14 protein-coding genes are annotated in these 15,784 nt (G+C 74.1%); 2 read left to right on the top strand and 12 right to left on the bottom strand.

Annotated elements, in window-relative coordinates; genetic code table 11:
• Positions 1 to 7 precede the first annotated feature (7 nt).
• From ABZ493_RS08585 to ABZ493_RS08625, 9 genes are all read right to left on the bottom strand, one after another.
• Positions 8 to 688 carry an SAF domain-containing protein gene (locus ABZ493_RS08585; protein WP_430581749.1) on the bottom strand — a complete coding sequence of 227 codons (681 nt, stop codon included), beginning with the start codon at positions 686 to 688 and terminating at the stop codon, positions 8 to 10.
• A gap of 313 nt (positions 689 to 1,001) precedes the next feature.
• Positions 1,002 to 1,487 (bottom strand): hypothetical protein, encoded by a 486-nt coding sequence (locus tag ABZ493_RS08590; protein ID WP_430581750.1) that lies wholly within the window; start codon positions 1,485 to 1,487, stop codon positions 1,002 to 1,004.
• 34 nt (positions 1,488 to 1,521) lie between these two features.
• Positions 1,522 to 2,574, bottom strand: coding sequence for a siderophore-interacting protein (locus tag ABZ493_RS08595; protein WP_430581751.1), 1,053 nt, complete (start codon positions 2,572 to 2,574; stop codon positions 1,522 to 1,524).
• Between the two features lie 54 nt (positions 2,575 to 2,628).
• Complete coding sequence (locus ABZ493_RS08600) at positions 2,629 to 3,555, bottom strand: universal stress protein (RefSeq protein WP_430581752.1); 927 nt, start codon at positions 3,553 to 3,555, stop codon at positions 2,629 to 2,631.
• Between the two features lie 41 nt (positions 3,556 to 3,596).
• Positions 3,597 to 5,690, bottom strand: a complete 2,094-nt coding sequence (locus tag ABZ493_RS08605; protein WP_430581753.1) for an iron ABC transporter permease — start codon at positions 5,688 to 5,690, stop codon at positions 3,597 to 3,599.
• Between the two features lie 19 nt (positions 5,691 to 5,709).
• Positions 5,710 to 6,696: an iron-siderophore ABC transporter substrate-binding protein gene (locus ABZ493_RS08610; protein WP_430581754.1), complete on the bottom strand. Its 987-nt coding sequence runs from the start codon at positions 6,694 to 6,696 to the stop codon at positions 5,710 to 5,712.
• A 110-nt stretch (positions 6,697 to 6,806) separates the two neighbouring features.
• On the bottom strand, positions 6,807 to 7,613 hold the full coding sequence (locus tag ABZ493_RS08615) for an ABC transporter ATP-binding protein (protein WP_430581848.1): 807 nt from the start codon (positions 7,611 to 7,613) through the stop codon (positions 6,807 to 6,809).
• A 128-nt stretch (positions 7,614 to 7,741) separates the two neighbouring features.
• Complete coding sequence (locus ABZ493_RS08620) at positions 7,742 to 8,599, bottom strand: RNA methyltransferase (RefSeq protein WP_430581755.1); 858 nt, start codon at positions 8,597 to 8,599, stop codon at positions 7,742 to 7,744.
• A 40-nt stretch (positions 8,600 to 8,639) separates the two neighbouring features.
• Positions 8,640 to 9,710, bottom strand: coding sequence for an AraC family transcriptional regulator (locus ABZ493_RS08625; protein WP_430581756.1), 1,071 nt, complete (start codon positions 9,708 to 9,710; stop codon positions 8,640 to 8,642).
• Between the two features lie 135 nt (positions 9,711 to 9,845).
• Here ABZ493_RS08625 and ABZ493_RS08630 point away from each other — a divergent pair, with 135 nt between their 5' ends.
• Together ABZ493_RS08630 and ABZ493_RS08635 are read left to right on the top strand one after the other, a co-directional pair.
• Positions 9,846 to 10,583: an NAD(P)-binding oxidoreductase gene (locus tag ABZ493_RS08630; protein WP_430581757.1), complete on the top strand. Its 738-nt coding sequence runs from the start codon at positions 9,846 to 9,848 to the stop codon at positions 10,581 to 10,583.
• Positions 10,584 to 10,654: 71 nt separating this feature from the next.
• The gene (locus tag ABZ493_RS08635) at positions 10,655 to 11,191 is read left to right on the top strand and encodes a GNAT family N-acetyltransferase (protein WP_430581758.1); all 537 of its coding nucleotides are present in this window, start codon (positions 10,655 to 10,657) and stop codon (positions 11,189 to 11,191) included.
• Between the two features lie 28 nt (positions 11,192 to 11,219).
• Here ABZ493_RS08635 and ABZ493_RS08640 read toward each other — a convergent pair whose 3' ends face one another.
• From ABZ493_RS08640 to ABZ493_RS08650, 3 genes are read right to left on the bottom strand one after another with little or no spacing between them, the layout of a single operon-like run.
• Complete coding sequence (locus ABZ493_RS08640) at positions 11,220 to 13,244, bottom strand: ABC transporter ATP-binding protein (RefSeq protein WP_430581759.1); 2,025 nt, start codon at positions 13,242 to 13,244, stop codon at positions 11,220 to 11,222.
• Positions 13,241 to 14,992 (bottom strand): ABC transporter ATP-binding protein, encoded by a 1,752-nt coding sequence (locus ABZ493_RS08645; protein WP_430581760.1) that lies wholly within the window; start codon positions 14,990 to 14,992, stop codon positions 13,241 to 13,243. The genes ABZ493_RS08640 and ABZ493_RS08645 overlap by 4 nt, the downstream gene beginning before the upstream one ends.
• On the bottom strand, positions 14,992 to 15,762 hold the full coding sequence (locus tag ABZ493_RS08650) for a TetR/AcrR family transcriptional regulator (RefSeq protein ID WP_430581761.1): 771 nt from the start codon (positions 15,760 to 15,762) through the stop codon (positions 14,992 to 14,994). The genes ABZ493_RS08645 and ABZ493_RS08650 overlap by 1 nt, the downstream gene beginning before the upstream one ends.
• Between the last annotated feature and the right edge of the window lie 22 nt (positions 15,763 to 15,784).

The raw sequence follows: 15,784 nt of genomic DNA on the forward strand, positions 1-15,784 counted from the left end.
CGGCTCGTCACTCCTGGCTGTCGACGACGATCGCGGCGCTGCCCTCGGCAGACGCCGCCGCGACCTGCGGCGCGTCGCCGGCGGCGACCTGCACGTTGACCAAGGTGTTGCCGCTGACGGTGTCGGTCGTGACGCCGACCACGACGCCCGCGACGGCCGTGGGCCCCTCGGTGTCGCCGGACGTCGAGGTGGTCACGATCCGCACCTCGTCGCCCGACCGCACCTGGCCCGCGGGCAGCATGGCGGCGGTGACGCTCACGCCCACCACCGAGTTCCCCGCGGAGGGGACGCTCTCGTCGGTCACCTGCTCGGCCGTGAGGACGCCGCCGGCGGCGATGTCGAGCGCCGCGCGCTTGCCCACCACGGCCTCCGCGCTGCTCGCCGGGACCGCCTGCAGCGCGGGGTCCACGCCGATCTGCACGACGACGAGGTCGTCGGCGTCGATGACCTGCCCGCGGTTGATCGTCTCGCGGACCGTGAGCACCTCCTGGCTGTTCGACATCGACTGGAAGGCGAACGCGCTCGCGAGGGCGCCCACGCACACGAGGACGACGGACAGCGCGATGAGCGCCGGACGGCGCCGCATCTTGGGCGGAGGGGCGATCTGCCCGGCCGGCGCGCCGGACGGGTCCGCGCTCGCTTGGCCGCGCGCGCGGGTGTTCTCCGGCACAGGCGTCGTCGTCGTCATGTCGTGAGGGCCTCTCGCTGCAGGTCAGAGCACGGCGTGCTCGTCGGCGGCGGCAGATCGCCACCGTGAGGAGTTCTGTGAGGTCGTCGAGCTCGGCCTGGGCAAGAGAGCCGGAGCGCACCCAGTAAATATCACGGCGGCGCGGTTGACCCAGCGCATCGTCCGCTTCGCGAGACAAGATCGTACGTCTCGCGGACTGAGAATTCTGCGCGTATCGGACATCCGCCGGGAAGCGGTTGTGCGTCACCTGGGCAGCAGTGCGGCAACGTTGGCAACAGCGGGCTCGATGCCAGGGCAGCACCCATGTCGGGATCTAGCCGGGAGCGCCGTCCATGCGAGTCAGGCTCGCCTCGGTGACCCCTCGGCCGCGTAGCGCCTCAATCACGGCGTCCGACACCGCGAACCAGGAGTTCTGCCCGCCGGTGTAGTTCCACACGTCAGACTCGGAGCCCGTGCCGTCGACCGCGAACCCTCGGTACCCCTCGCGGCGCCTCCCGTGACGGTCCAGCACCTCGACGTCGAAGTCGTGCCAGCCCGAGAACCCCTCTAGCGCATCGACGAACAGCTGGGAGGCGATCTTGGTCTGCTCTGTCGTCCACAGCAGGTCGCCCCAGCGCCTCCCGTGCGTCTGCACGAAGCGGGGCACGAACGGAAGGTCAGTGGTGCGTCCGTCCCTGATCAGCTGGTACGCGTCTCGGCCGTCGGGCAGGACGAACGGGCCGAGCTCTGGCATGCCCGGATGGTGCGCAAACACCCACACATCCTTGGCCCCGGAACTCGCGACGAGCTTGTACGGCACGGTCAGCAGCCGTGCTCGGACCGGCTCTGGATGATCAGCACTCCGCGCGGCCGCGACGCCAGTAGCCCATGAAGGCGACGGCCTTGCGGTCGACGCCCTTCTCGGAGACGAGGTAGCGGCGCAGCGTCTTGATCGAGCCGGCCTCGCCGGCGAGCCACGCGTACAGCACCGTGTCCTGCGCGAGTGGCTGGCCGGTCGCGTCGACGGGCACCTCCCAGAGGATGTCCGCGTCGATGTCGACGTCAGGCAGCTCGCCGTCGAGGTCGACGCCCGCGGCGGTCAGCGCGGAGCCGTCGGCCTCCGCGGCCAGCAGCTCGGGAACGGTGGGAGAGTCAACCGACGGCCGCACGCCCATCGCGAGCAGCCGGTCCGCGGCCTCCTTCACGGCGGGCACGAGCACGTCGCCGTGCTCGCGGTCCTCGCGCGGCAGCCACGAGATCCGCACGCCGGCGGGGGCGGCCAGGGTCCAGCGGTCCTCGCGGTGCGGAACCTCGAGGAAGACCTCGCCGACGGCGTCGTCGGGCAGGGACTCGCAGATCGCGGCGATCGCCGGGACGGCGGTCTCGTCGCCGGCCAGCAGCAGGGCGTGGCTGCGGGCGGGCGGGTTGAACTCGAGCCCGCCGTGCGGCCCGTCCGTGTACGCCGCGTTGGGGCCCATGATGACGAGCGGCGAGCCCGGCGTCGCGCCGTTGGCCCAGCGCGACGCGGGGCCCGTGTCGCCGTGCAGCACGATGTCGACGTCCACCTCGCGCAGGTCCTGGCGGACGGCGCGCACGGTGTAGGTGCGCAGCGGGTTACGACGCTCTTCGGGCAGCGCCCGCCACGAGGTGAACCAGTCGGGGTTCTGCCGGTCGAGGTACTCCCAGCCGCCGCAGGGCGCGGGGAGCAGGAACTTGATCCGCTGGTCCTTGCCGTTGTCGGCGAACCCGTCGAGGTCGTCGCCGGTGAACGTGATGCGGATGAACGACGGGCAGAGCCGGGTGACCCGGGAGACGGTGACGTCGAACATGCGGTACGGCTGCTCGGGGGCGACGTCCTGCGCGGTGGTCTGGTCGGCGCGCTCGGTCGCCTCGACGGTCTCGGTCACGCTGGTAAGCCTAACCTCACCTCTGCGGGGGTACGCAAGCCCGGGTGACCGTCGTCACACGCCGTGACCGATCCCCCGCACCACGACGACCGGGCAGGCCGAGGTCCGCACCAGGGTGTGCGTCGCGGAGCCCAGCAGCAGGGAGGCGAACCCGCCCCGCCCGCGGGTGCCCAGGAGCAGACGCTCGGCGCCCTCGGCCTCGCGGTGCAGCACGCGCACCACCTGCCCCTCGCGCGTCTCGCCGAGCACCTCGAGCGCGCCCTCGGAGGCGCCGCGCTCGCGCAGCCGTTCCTCGACCCGGGCCAGGCCGCGCTGCAGCACCGGCCCGGCGTCGGCCTCGGTGATGTCGTGCGCCTCGTGCTCGGTCGGGCCGCGCGACGTCACCCACTCGGCGACCCCGGGGCGCCAGACCACGACCACGCGGAGCGTGCGCCCGAGCTCCCACGCCGTGTCGACGGCGGCGTCGAGGGCCACGGCGGACTGCTCCGAGCCGTCGTAGCCGACGACGACGGGGGCGTCGGGCGGCAGGTCCGCCCGCGGGCCCTCGGCGGGCACCACGACGACCGGGCAGTGCGCGTGCGCGGTCACCTGCAGCACCACCGTGCCCCGGATGGCCTCGTACAGGCCGCCGTGCCGGGTGGCGCCGAGCACGAGGGCGCCGGCGTCGGCCGACAGCCCCACGAGCGCCGCGGACGGCGAGGCGTACTCGACGTAGGTCTCCACGGTCACGCCGGGGGCGACGTCGCGGGCGCGGGCGGCCGCCTCCTCGACGACGGGCCACGCTCCGGCGTCGCCCCGCTCCCCCAGGTCGTCCCCGTGCGGCCGTGCGGCGACGCCGGTGTCGTGCGCGTCGCGCACGTAGACGACGCGCAGCACGGCGCCGCGCGTGCGCGCCTCCCGCGCCGCCCAGGCGAGGGCGACGTCGGCGGGCTCCGACGCGTCGTAGCCGACCACCACCGGGGCGGCCCGGTCCTCCTCCACCCGACCATCGTCCCTCGCGGCGGCCCCGTTCGAAAGCGGGCTCAGGCGGTTCCGCGACCGCGCGACCGCCACAGGAGGTAGACGAAGTAGGGCGCCCCCAGCAGCGCCGTGCCGAGGCCGGCGGGGATCTGGCCGGGCGCGATGACGACGCGGCCGAGCGTGTCCGCCGCGGACACCAGGACGGCGCCGACGAGGATCGCCACGGGCAGCACGCGCGCGTGCCGGGCGCCGACCAGGGCGCGCGCGGCGTGCGGCGCCACAAGGCCCACGAAGCCGATCACGCCGACGGCGCACACCGCGGCAGCCGTGGTCAGCGCGGCGGCCCCGAGCAGCACGAGGCGCGAGCGGTCGACCGGCAGGCCGAGGACGCGCGGGGTGTCCTCGTCGAGCGACAGCACGTCGAGCTCGCGGCGGTAGGTCGCGGCCAGCGGCACCATGACGAGCAGCGCGAGGGCGACGGGCAGGAGCTGCTCCAGGCTGCGGCCGTACGTCGAGCCCGACAGCCAGGTCAGGGCGAGGTTGACGTCCCACGGCGCGATCACCAGGACGACGAGGGTGATGAGCGCCGTCGTGCCCGCCTGCGCGCCGATGCCGACGAGCACCAGGCGCTCCGAGCCCAGCCCGCCCCGCGACGACAGCAGGTACACGAGGGCGAACACCCCGAGCGCGCACGCGCCCGCCGCGGCAGACATCGACCAGATGCCGACCCCGGGCACGAGCAGGATCATCAGCACCGCGCCGAGGCCCGCGCCCGACGTGACGCCCAGCAGGCTCGGTTCGGCGAGCGGGTTGCGGCACACGGCCTGCACGATCGTGCCGGCGAGCGCCAGCGCCGCGCCCGCGAGCACGGCGGCGAGCACGCGCGGCACGCGCTGGTCGAGCACGAAGCTCACCTGGCGCCCCGCGGCGCCCTGCACCCAGTTCGAGACGTCGCCGAGCAGCACGATCCGGTCCCCGAGCAGCAGGCCCGCCACCACGGCCGCGGCGAGAGCGACGGAGAGGACGACCAGGACGGTGACGACCCACGCCCGTGAGCGGGGCCGGCCGAGCGCCCCGCGGGCACCCCGCGCCCCGGCCCCGGCGTCGCGCAGCCGCCGGGCCATCCACACGAGGATGCCGGCACCGAGCACGCTCGTCACGACGCCGGTCGGCACCACGACCGAGGCCTGACCGGGCAGGATCGCCCGCAGCAGCACGTCCGCGCCGAGCACCACGACGACGCCGACGAGGGCCGCGAACGGCAGGAGCAGCACGTGCCGGCCGAGGCCGGGCACCTTGCGCCCCACGAGCCGGGCGATGACGGGCGCCGCGAGTCCGACGAAGCCGATCGGGCCGGCGACCGTCACGGCGATCGCGGCGAGCAGCACGGCCGCCAGGACGGCGAGCACCCGCGTGCGGCGCACGTCGATGCCGAGGACGCGCGCGGCGTCGTCGCCGAGGCCGAGGAGGTCGAGCCGGCGGGCGAGCAGGAGGGCGGCGGCGACGCCGACCAGGACGACGGGGGCCGCCATGCTCACGGTGCGTGTGCCGGACTGGACGATGCTGCCGCTCCCCCACGCGAACAGGCCGGTCGTCTCCTGCTCGAAGAGCACGAGCAGCACCATCGTCAGCGAGTGGAGCGCGAGCATGATGGCCGAGCCCGCGAGGACCAGCCGGGTGGGGCCGTCGGCGCCGCCGCGCGCGAGCGCGAGAACGAGCGCCGCGGCCGCCAGCCCGCCCACGAACGCGATGCCGCCCTGCAGGTAGAAGGGCACGCTCAGGCCCAGGGCCGCCGCGGCGACCACCGTGACGTACGCGCCGGCGTTGACCGCCAGCGTGTCCGGCGAGGCCAGCGGGTTGCGGGCCACCGACTGCAGCACCGCTCCCGCGACGCCGAGGGCGACGCCCACGAGCAGGCCCGCCAGCAGGCGCGGCAGCCGGGAGGAGACGAGCACGGCCACCGTGCCGTCGTGGTCGGCGCCGACGAGCGCGCGCAGGACGTCGAGCGCGCCGACGTCCGCCGTGCCCTGGGTGAGGTGCACCGCGGCCAGGACGAGCACGGCCAGGAGCGCGACGGCGAACGCCGCCACGACACGGACGGGCGCCGCCCGCCGCCCCGGCACGGCGGGGGCGGCGGACGGCGGGGAGACGGTCACGGACACGTGCTGCGGACGGTCAGGCGAGCGCGTCGACGAGCGCGTCGATGTACGCCGCGCCGGACAGCGGGCCGCCGAACATCCAGATGCCGTCGGGGATGCGGTGCACGTCGCCCGCCGTGACGAACGGCAGCTGCTCCCAGACCTTGTTGCCCTCGAGCCCGTCGGCGAAGGGGTCCGCCTCCGAGTCGTTGGCGGCGTAGACGAACTTCACGTCGCCGAGCTTGGTCAGGCCCTCGACGTCGGTCTGCGCGAGCCCGTAGTCGGGGTCGCCGCCCTCGGTCCAGGCGTCCTTGAGGCCGACGGCCTCGCCGAGGGCGCCGAAGAAGGAGCCCGGGGTGTACATGCGCACCGAGACGGTGCCGTTGGCGATCCACCCGTCGGCCATCGTGAACTCGGCGCCGCCGAGCCCGGCGTCCTCGAGGGCGGCCTTGCCCTCGGCGACCTTGGCGTCGAAGTCCGCGAGCGCCTGGGTGGCCGCGTCCTGCTTCCCGGTGACCTCGCCCAGGGTGGTCACGGTCTGCCGCATGTACCCGAGCGGGTCGGCGCCGTCGGAGCCGCGCAGCGTCAGGACGGGCGCGACCTCCTCGATCTGGGCGATGACGTTCTCGGGGATGTCGGTGGTGGTGACCACCAGGTCCGGCTCGAGCGCGGAGATCGCGTCGAGGCTGGGCTCGCCGCGCGTTCCGACGTCGGGGGTGCCCTCGTCGATCGGCGCCACCGTGTCCCAGGTGTTGTAGCCGGCCACGTCGGCCTGGCCCGCGGGCTCGACACCGAGCGCGACGAGGTTCTCCGTGAGGCCCCACTCGAGCGAGACGACGTCGGCCGCGGGGGCGTCGAGGGTGTGCTCTCCGCGCTCGTCGGTGTACGTGACGGGACCGGCCGCGGCCGACGGCTCGGCGGCGGCCTCGGCCGCCGGGTCCTCAGTGGTGCCGCACGCGGTGAGGGCGAGCACGGCCACGGCGGCGGTGGTTCCGGCCAGCAGCGAACGGGTGGGGATGCGCATGGGTGTCTCGTTGTCCTTCGGTCGGTGCGCCACGGGTGCGGGCGCGACGGTGCCGGGCGGGGGCGCCGGCGAGGGGTGGGTCCGGGGGCGAGTCTGGTGGCGAGGGGAGGTCAGACGTCGCGCGCGGCGTGCCTGCCGACGGCCTCGCAGCGGGTGCGGCCGGTGTCCGGGTGGGTCGTCACGTCGACGCGGATGCCGTACACCTCGGTGAGCAGCTCGCTGGTGAGCACCCGGGCGGCGGGCCCGGAGGCCCGCACCTGGCCGCGGTGCAGCACCACGACGTGGTCCGCGACGGCGGCCGCCTGGTTGAGGTCGTGCAGGACGACGCCGACGGCGACGCCGTGCTCGGTGGCGAGGTCGCGCACCAGGTCGAGCAGCTCGACCTGGTAGCGCAGGTCGAGGTAGGTGGTGGGCTCGTCGAGGAGCAGCACGCCGGTGTCCTGCGCGAGGCAGGTCGCGAGCCACACGCGCTGCAGCTCGCCGCCGGAGAGCTCGTCGACGCCCCGCTCGGCCATCTCGGCGACGCCGGTGACGTCCATGGCGTGCGCGACGGCCTGCGGCCCGTCGTCGTCGGCGGAGCGGAAGCGCCCGCGGTAGGGGTGGCGCCCGTAGGCGACGACGTCGCGCACCGTGACGCCGCTGGGCGTCGGGTGGCTCTGCGACAGCAGCGTGACCCGCCGCGCGAAGTCCTTGGGGTGCAGGGCGAGCGCGTCGGTGTCGCCGTCGCGGTCGCCGTCGGCGAGCGTGACGCTGCCCGCATCGGGGCGGTGCAGCCGCGCGAGCGAGCGCAGCAGCGTCGACTTGCCCGAGCCGTTGGGCCCGAGCAGCGCCGTCACGGCGCCCGGCCGCAGCTCGATCTCCGCGTCGTCGACGACGGTGCGGCGGTCGTAGGACAGCCGCAGGCCGCGTCCGGCCATCGCGACGGCGGGACGGGACTCGACCACGGGGGGCGGCGAGGTCACCAAGGTCTGACTCACGTAGGTGAGGCTAACCTTCACCGAAGGGTTACGTCATCCCCCTGTTGCGTAATTCCGAGTGACTCAGGTCACCCTCGGTCGCGCGTCGCCCAGAACGCGACGGCAGACGCGGCGGCGACGTTGAGCGAGTCCACTCCCCCGGCCATGGGGATCCGCACCACGACGTCGGCCGCTGCCACGGCACCGCGCGACAGGCCGTCACCCTCGGTGCCCAGCACCATCGCGAGGCGTTCGGGCGGGTCGGCGACCAGGTCGTCGAGCGAGACCGAGTCGTCGGACAGCGCGAGCGCCGCGACGGTGAAGCCGTCCTCCTGCAGCGCGTGCAGGCCGCCCGGCCACGACTCCAGCCGCGTCCACGGCACCTGGAACACGGTGCCCATCGACACCCGCACCGACCGGCGGTAGAGCGGGTCGGCGCAGCGCGGCGACACCAGGACGGCGTCGACGCCGAGGGCCGCGGCCCCGCGGAAGATGGCCCCGACGTTGGTGTGGTCGACGATGTCCTCCAGCACGGCGACCCGGCAGGCACCCTCCCCGCCCCGCGCCGCGGCGAGCAGCTCGTGCGCGGACGGCAGCACGGGTCGGTGCATCGCCGCGAGCGCCCCGCGGTGCAGGTGGAACCCCGTGATCTGCTGCACCACCTCGTCGGAGCCGACGTACACCGGGGCGTCGGGGTGGGCGGCGAGCACGTCCGCCATGGAGTCGAGCCACTTCTCGGCCATGAGGAACGACCGCGGCCGGTGGCCCGCCTCGAGCGCACGCCGGATCACCGACGACGACTCCGCCATGTACAGCCCCTCGGCGGGCTCGCGCACGGAGCGGAGCTTCACGTCCTTGAGGTCCGTGTAGTCGTGCAGGCGCGGGTCGGCGGGGTCGGTGACGCGGGTGGTGCGGGCGTCGTCGACGCCGGGCTCGGGGGTGCTCACCGACGCATTCTCCCCCGGGCCCTCGCCCGCGGGAGACCGGTCAGCGCGCGAGGACCTCCGCCAGCGTGCGCACGGGGGCGCCCGCCCGCCACGCGCCCGGCGTCGCGCCGTGCCGTCGCACGAACGCACGGTGGAAGCCCGGTACCGAGTCGTAGCCGACCTGCCGGGCGACGCGCTCGACGCTCGCGTCCGTGGCGCGCAGCAGCCGCGCGGCGGCATCCATCCGGCACCCGGCCACGTAGGCCATGGGCGGCTCGCCCACCGTGCGGGCGAACCGTTCGGCGAACACGGACCGGGACAGCCGCGCGACGGCGGCGAGCGACTCCAGCGTCCACGGGTCCTGCGGTGCCGCGTGCACGGCGCGCAGGACCGGGCCCAGCGCCGGGTCGCGCAGCGCGGCGATCCAGCCCGACGCCGGCTCCTGGGCCTCGAGCCAGCGGCGCACCACGTGCACGAGGAGCACGTCGGCCAGCCGGGCGGTGACGACGTCGGTGCCCGGCCGCGGGTGGCGCACCTCGTGGTCGATCGCGGCGACGACGGCGCGCAGCCAGTCGCCGTCCGGCTCGACGGCATCGCCGTCACCGGCACCGTCACCGGCACCGTCACCGGCACTGTCACCGGCACTGTCACCGGCACTGATGGCGTCCGGCGCCCGGAGCACGGCCGGCAGGCTCGCCAGCAGGCGGCCGACGCCGGGGTCGGTGAACCCGACCGCGCCGCAGACCAGGGTGGCCGGGCGACCGCCACCGTCGATCCGCAGCTGCTCGTACCGGTCGGCGACCACCGTGCGGTCGACGTCCCAGAGCCCGGTGGCCGGGTCGTCGGCGGTGCCGGTGATCGCGTGGCCGGCGCCGTGCGGCACCAGCACGAGGTCGCCGGGGCCGAGGCCGTGCCGCCCGCCCTCGACGTCGACGACCGCCCGGCCGTCGAGCAGCAGGTGGAACATCAGCACGCCCGGCAGCGCCGGCATCGCGATGCCCCACGGCTCGGAGAACCGGCCGGTGGAGCAGAAGACGGCGTCCATCTCGAGGGTCCCGAGCACGTCCGCCCAGGGATCCTCCTGCGGCTTCCCCGCGCCGGGGACGGGCAGCAGGGCGGCAGCGTCGCTCATCCCGCCATCCTGCGACCCTCCGGACGAACGGTCAAGACTCCCGGATGACACCTCATGGTTCGTCCGGCTCCCGGGCGGAAGTCTGGAGCCAGAGGCCGGGGCCGCACGGGACCCGGCACGACGAGGAGGACTCTCATGGACGTCATCGTGATCGGAGCGACGCGGGGTAGCGGCCTCGCCATCACCCGCGAGCTCGTGGCCGCGGGTCACCGCGTGACCGCGTTCGGCCGGACGGCGAGCACCGCGTTCGCCGCCCCGGTCGCTGGGCCGGGCGCTGGGCCGGGCGCTGGGCCGGGCGCTGGGCCGGGCGCTGGGCCGGGCTCCGTGCGGCCCGTCGACGGCGACGCCCTCGACCCCGAGGCCGTCGCCAAGGCCGTCGCCGGGCAGGACGCCGTCGTCGTCGCGCTCGGCATCTCGGACAACCCGCTCGCCGTGCAGTGGCTGCGCCGGTCGAGCACGGCGCCGGACGTGCGGTCGCGCGGCACCAGGAACGTCGTGGACGCGATGCGGGAGACCGGCGTGCGCCGCCTGGTCGTGCAGAGCACCTACGGGCTCGGCGACTCGTGGGCGCACCTCGACCTCACGTGGAAGCTGGTGTTCCGCTTCGTCATCGGCCGCCAGTTCACGGACTCGGGCCGGCAGGAGGACGTGGTGCGCGCCAGCGGCCTGGACTGGACGCTCGTCCGCCCCGTCTCGCTCACCGACGCCCCGGACGACGCGGCCGACGGCGCCGACACCGAGGCACCCGCCCACGTCACGACCGACGACACGCGGCGCGGGCTCAAGGTGTCCCGCGCGCAGCTCGCGCGGGTGCACGCCGCCGCCCTCGCCGACCCGGCTGCCGTCGGGGCCACGCTCAGCGTCTCTGCGTGACGTCCGCACCACCTCGGACCCCGGGCCCCGACCGGCGCGAGCCTGTCGGGGCCCCGTGCCAGGATCGCGAGGTGACCTCCCACGCCCCGGCCCGCACGCCCGCCGTCGTGCTCCGCGACCGCACCACCGCCGACCTGCCCGCCCTCGTCGACGTCCTCGCCGCCCAGCAGCCGGCGTCGGGCTACCCGCACCGGTGGCCGCTGCCCTTCCCGGTCGAGGAGTTCCTGGTGCGGCCCGACGAGGAGCGCGCGTGGGTCGCCGAGCTCGACGGCGCGGTCGTGGGGCACGTGAGCGTGACGTCCGTGCCGGACGACCGGTTCGGCGCCATCTGGTCCGCGGGCGCCGGCCGCCCGGTCGACGAGCTGGGTTGCGTGTCGGTCCTCTTCGTCGGCCCGGACGCGCAGGGCCGCGGCGTCGGCGGCGCGCTGCTCGACGTCGCCGTGGCGCACCTGCACGCCCGGGGCCGCACGCCGGTGCTCGACGTCGACGACCGCGACGGCGTCGCGCACGCCGTCTACCTCCACCGCGGGTGGCGCGTCGTCGGAGAGGCGCGGTTCGACTGGCAGCGCGAGGGCGCGCCGCCGGCCCGGATGCTCGTGCTGCCCTGACCCCTGACGACATCGAGCGGGTCCGCCGTCAGACCCCGGCGGAGTCGGCCACCACGTCCTCCTCGTCCACCGCGGGGGCGCTGAACTGCGACTCGTACAGCCGCGCGTAGGCCCCGCCCGCGGCGAGCAGCGTGTCGTGGTCGCCCTGCTCCACGATCTGCCCGTGCTCCATGACGACGATGGTGTCGGCGTCGCGGATGGTCGACAGGCGGTGCGCGATGACGAACGACGTGCGGTTCGCCCGCAGCGCGTTCATCGCCTGCTGCACCAGCACCTCGGTGCGGGTGTCGACCGAGCTCGTCGCCTCGTCGAGGACGAGGATCTCCGGGTCGGCGAGGAACGCGCGGGCGATGGTCAGCAGCTGCTTCTCCCCCGCGGACAGCGAGGTCGCCTCGTCGTCGAGCAGCGTCGCGTACCCGTCGGGCAGCGTGCGCACGAACGGGTCCACGTGCGTGGCCTCGGTCGCGGCGAGGAACTCCGCCTCCCCGACCGTGGCGCCGTCGCGCACCCCGTACCGCAGGTTCTCCTCGATGGTGCCCTTGAACAGCCACGTGTCCTGCAGCACCATGCCGATCCGCGAGCGCAGGTCGTCCCGCGTCAGGTCGCGCGTGTCCACGCCGTCGAGCGTGATGCGCCCGGAGCTCACCTCGTAGAACCGCATGAGCAGGTTCACCAGCGTCGTCTTGCCGGCGCCCGTCGGCCCGACGATCGCGATCGTCTGACCGGGTTCCGCGACGAGGTCGAGGTGCTCGATGAGCGGCGTCTCGGGGACGTAGGAGAACGAGACGTCCTCGAACGCCACGCGGCCGCGGACCTCGCCGAGCCGGTGGGGGTCCGCCGGGTCCGGCTCCTGCTCCGGCGCGTCGAGCAGCTCGAACACCCGCTCGGCCGACGCGACGCCGGACTGGAGCAGGTTCATCATCGACGCGATCTGCGTGAGCGGCTGCGTGAACTGCCGCGAGTACTGGATGAACGCCTGCACGTCACCGAGCGACAGCTGCCCCGACGCCACGCGCAGCCCGCCGATCACGGCCACGATCACGTAGTTGAGGTTCGCGAGGAAGCCCATCGACGGCTGCATGGTGCCGGAGATGAACTGCGACTTGCGGGACGCGTCGTACAGCGCCTCGTTCTCCGCGCCGAACTTCTGGGCCGCCGCCTCCTGGCGCCCGTAGACCTTGACCAGCGAGTGGCCGGTGAACATCTCCTCGACGTGCGCGTTGAGCCGCCCGGTCGCCGCCCACTGCGCCACGAACTGCGGCTGCGACCGCTTGGCGATCTGCATCGTGAGGATCACGGACAACGGCACGGTCACCAGCGCGACGAGCGCCAGCACCCACGAGATCCAGAACATCATCCCGAGCACGCCGATCACCGTGAGCACGGAGGTCACGAGCTGCGCGAGCGTCTGGGTCGTCGTCTGCGCGACGTTGTCGATGTCGTTGGTGACGCGCGAGAGGATCTCGCCCTTGGCCTGCTTGTCCACGTAGCTCAGCGGGATGCGGTGCAGCTTGGCCTCGACGTCGTCGCGCAGGCGGCGCATCGTGTTCTGCACGGCGATGGTCATGATCCGCGCCTGCAGCCAGCCGAAGAGGAACGCGCCCAGGTAGATCGCGAGCACCCACATCAGGATCTCCGCGAGGCGGGTGAAGTCCACGCCCTGCCCGACCACGACGCCCTGCATCGAGGCGAGCATGTCGGCCTGGGTGGTGTCACCGGACGCGCGCAGCCCCTCGACCACCTGGTCGATCGGCGTCCCGGCGGGCACGGAGGCGCCCAGGGCCTTGCCGACCACCCCGGCGAAGATGACGTTGGTGGCCTCGCCGAGGATCTTCGGGCCCGCCACGGTGAGCGCCACCGACACGATGCCGCACAGGGTGAGCAGGACGACGCGCGCCCGCTCGGGGCGCATGACCCGCGCGAACCGCACGAGCGACCCGCGGAAGTCCATCGCCTTGGCGCCCGGGGCCCCGCCCATGCCGCCCATCGGGCCGTGGCCGCCGCGGGGTCCGCCGGCGGGACGGGCGGCCGGTGCCTTGCGTTCGGTGCTCATGCCGCCTCCTCGAGGGACATCTGGGAGGAGACGATCTCCTGGTAGGTCTCGTTGTCGGCGAGCAGCTCGGCGTGCGTGCCGCGCCCGACGATGCGCCCGTGGTCGAGCACGAGGATCTGGTCGGCGTCCCGGATGGTCGCCACGCGCTGCGCGACGACGAGGACGGTCGCGTCCTGCGTGCGTGGCCGCAGCGCGGCGCGCAGCCGCGCGTCCGTGCTGTAGTCGAGGGCCGAGAACGAGTCGTCGAACAGGTAGACGCGCGGGCGCCGGACGACGGCACGCGCGATCGCGAGCCGCTGCCGCTGCCCGCCGGAGAAGGTGGAGCCACCCTGCGCCACCGGCGCCTCGAGGCCCTCCGGCAGTGCCTCGACGAAGTCGCGCGCCTGCGCGATCTCCAGCGCGGACCACATCTCGTCCTCGGTGGCGTCGCCCTTGCCGTAGCGCAGGTTGTCCGCGACGGTCCCGCTGAACAGGAACGCCTTCTGCGGCACCAGGCCGAGCTGGGAACCGAGGTCCGCCGTGGACAGGTGCCGCACGTCCACGCCGTCCAGGAGCACCCGCCCGCCGGTCACGTCGAAGAGCCGCGGCACGAGGTTGAGCAGCGTCGTCTTGCCCGCGCCGGTCGAGCCGATGATCGCGGTCACCCGCCCGGGAGACGCGGTGAACGACAGGTCGTGCAGCACCGGCTCGTCGGCGCCGGGGTACCGGAACTCGACGCCCTCGAACCGCACCTCGCCGCGCGGCCCCTCGCCGCCGGCCAGGGAGGAGAGGGACACCGGCGCGGTCGGCTCTGTGACCGAGGTCTCGGTGTCGAGGACCTCGCTGATGCGGCCCGCGGCGACCGAGGCGCGCGGCACCATCATCACCATCATCGTCGACATCATGACGGCCATGAGGATGTACATGATGTAGCTGAGGAACGCCATCAGCGCGCCCACCTGCATCTGCCCGTTGTCGATGCGCTGCGCGCCGAACCACAGCACCGCCACGCTCGAGGCGTTCATGATGAGCATGACCATCGGGAACGCCAGGGCCATGAGCTTGCCCGCGTTGAGCGACGTGTCGTACAGGGCCTCGTTGGTGGCACCGAACCGCTCCAGCTCGCGGCGCTCGCGGACGAACGCCCGCACCACCCGCAGGCCGGTGATCTGCTCACGGAGCACGCCGTTGATCGCGTCGATCCGCTTCTGCATCGCCTTGAAGTACGGCACCATCCGCCACATCAGCAGGCCCATCGCGATGCCCAGCACGGGCACGACGACGAGCAGCAGCGCCGAGAGCTCGACGTCCTCCTGCAGCGCCATGATGACGCCGCCGACCAGCATGATCGGCGCCATCACCATGATGGTGAAGGTCATCAGCACGACCATCATCACCTGCTGCACGTCGTTGGTCGTACGGGTGATGAGCGACGGGGCGCCGAACTGCCCGAGCTCGCGGGCGGAGAAGCCCTGCACCGAGTCGAACAGGTCGCGGCGCACGTCACGGCCCAGCGCCGTCGCGGCCCGGGCGCCCAGGAACACCGCGCCGATCGCGCAGGCGACCTGGACGAGGCTCACGACGAGCATCCACCCGCCCACGCGCATGATGTAGGCCGTGTCCCCGGTGGTCACGCCGTTGTCGACGATGTCCGCGTTGAGGGACGGCAGGTAGAGCGAGGCGAGGGTCGCGAGCAGCTGGAGCACCAGCAGCAGCGCGACCGCGCCGGAGTACGGGCGCAGATAGCTCCGCGCCAGGGAGACGAGCATCAGGGCTCCTGGGGGTGGGGGGTACGGGGCGTCGCCGTCCCGGGGAAATTGTCGGACGCGGTGTTCTTCCGGTGCGCAGCGTTCTGCGCCGGGGTGGCCTCGGGAACGTGCTCTTCTTCTCGATCCTCCGCGATGCCGTTGACGAGCGCATCGGCGACGACCCGGGGCGAGGGTGCCGGCAGCAGGTGGTCGACGCGGGCGTGCGTGCCGGCGATGCTCGCCTCGACCAGGGCCACCGCGACCTCGATCGGCACCCGGAGCCGGTGCTCGTCGGGCTGCAGCACCCCGATCAGGCCGGCGACCGTGGCCTCGCGCTGCTGCTCCCGCTGCTCCATCAGCTGCGCGCGGAAGTCCTGCACGTGCCCGGGCTCGACCTGGTCGCGCGCCCCGGTGCGGTGGTGCAGCGCGCGCAGCACGCCCATCCAGCGCATGACGTCGCTCATCCGGCGGCGGCCGAGCTCGATGACCCGCTCGAGCCGCTCCTCGAGCAGCGCCTCGCGGTCGATCGCCGCCAGCTCCGCGCGCGTCTCGACCGGCCCGGACGCGCGGTGCAGGCCCTCGACCGCCACCGCGCCGATGAGCGTGTACTTGTCCCCGAAGGCGCGGAACAGCGTGCCCTCGGCGACGCCCGCGGCATCCGCGAGCTCGCGGGACGTGACGTCGAGGCCGAACTCGCCGACGAGCGGGAGCACGGCGTCGACGATCGCCGAGCGGCGGTCGTCCGGCGCCATGGGGGCGGCACGACCGGTCGGCGTGGGCGTGGGGCTCATGGTCGCCACACTAAATGAGTGA

The organism is Isoptericola sp. NPDC019482, from assembly GCF_040632295.1.
Classification (GTDB): domain Bacteria; phylum Actinomycetota; class Actinomycetes; order Actinomycetales; family Cellulomonadaceae; genus Isoptericola.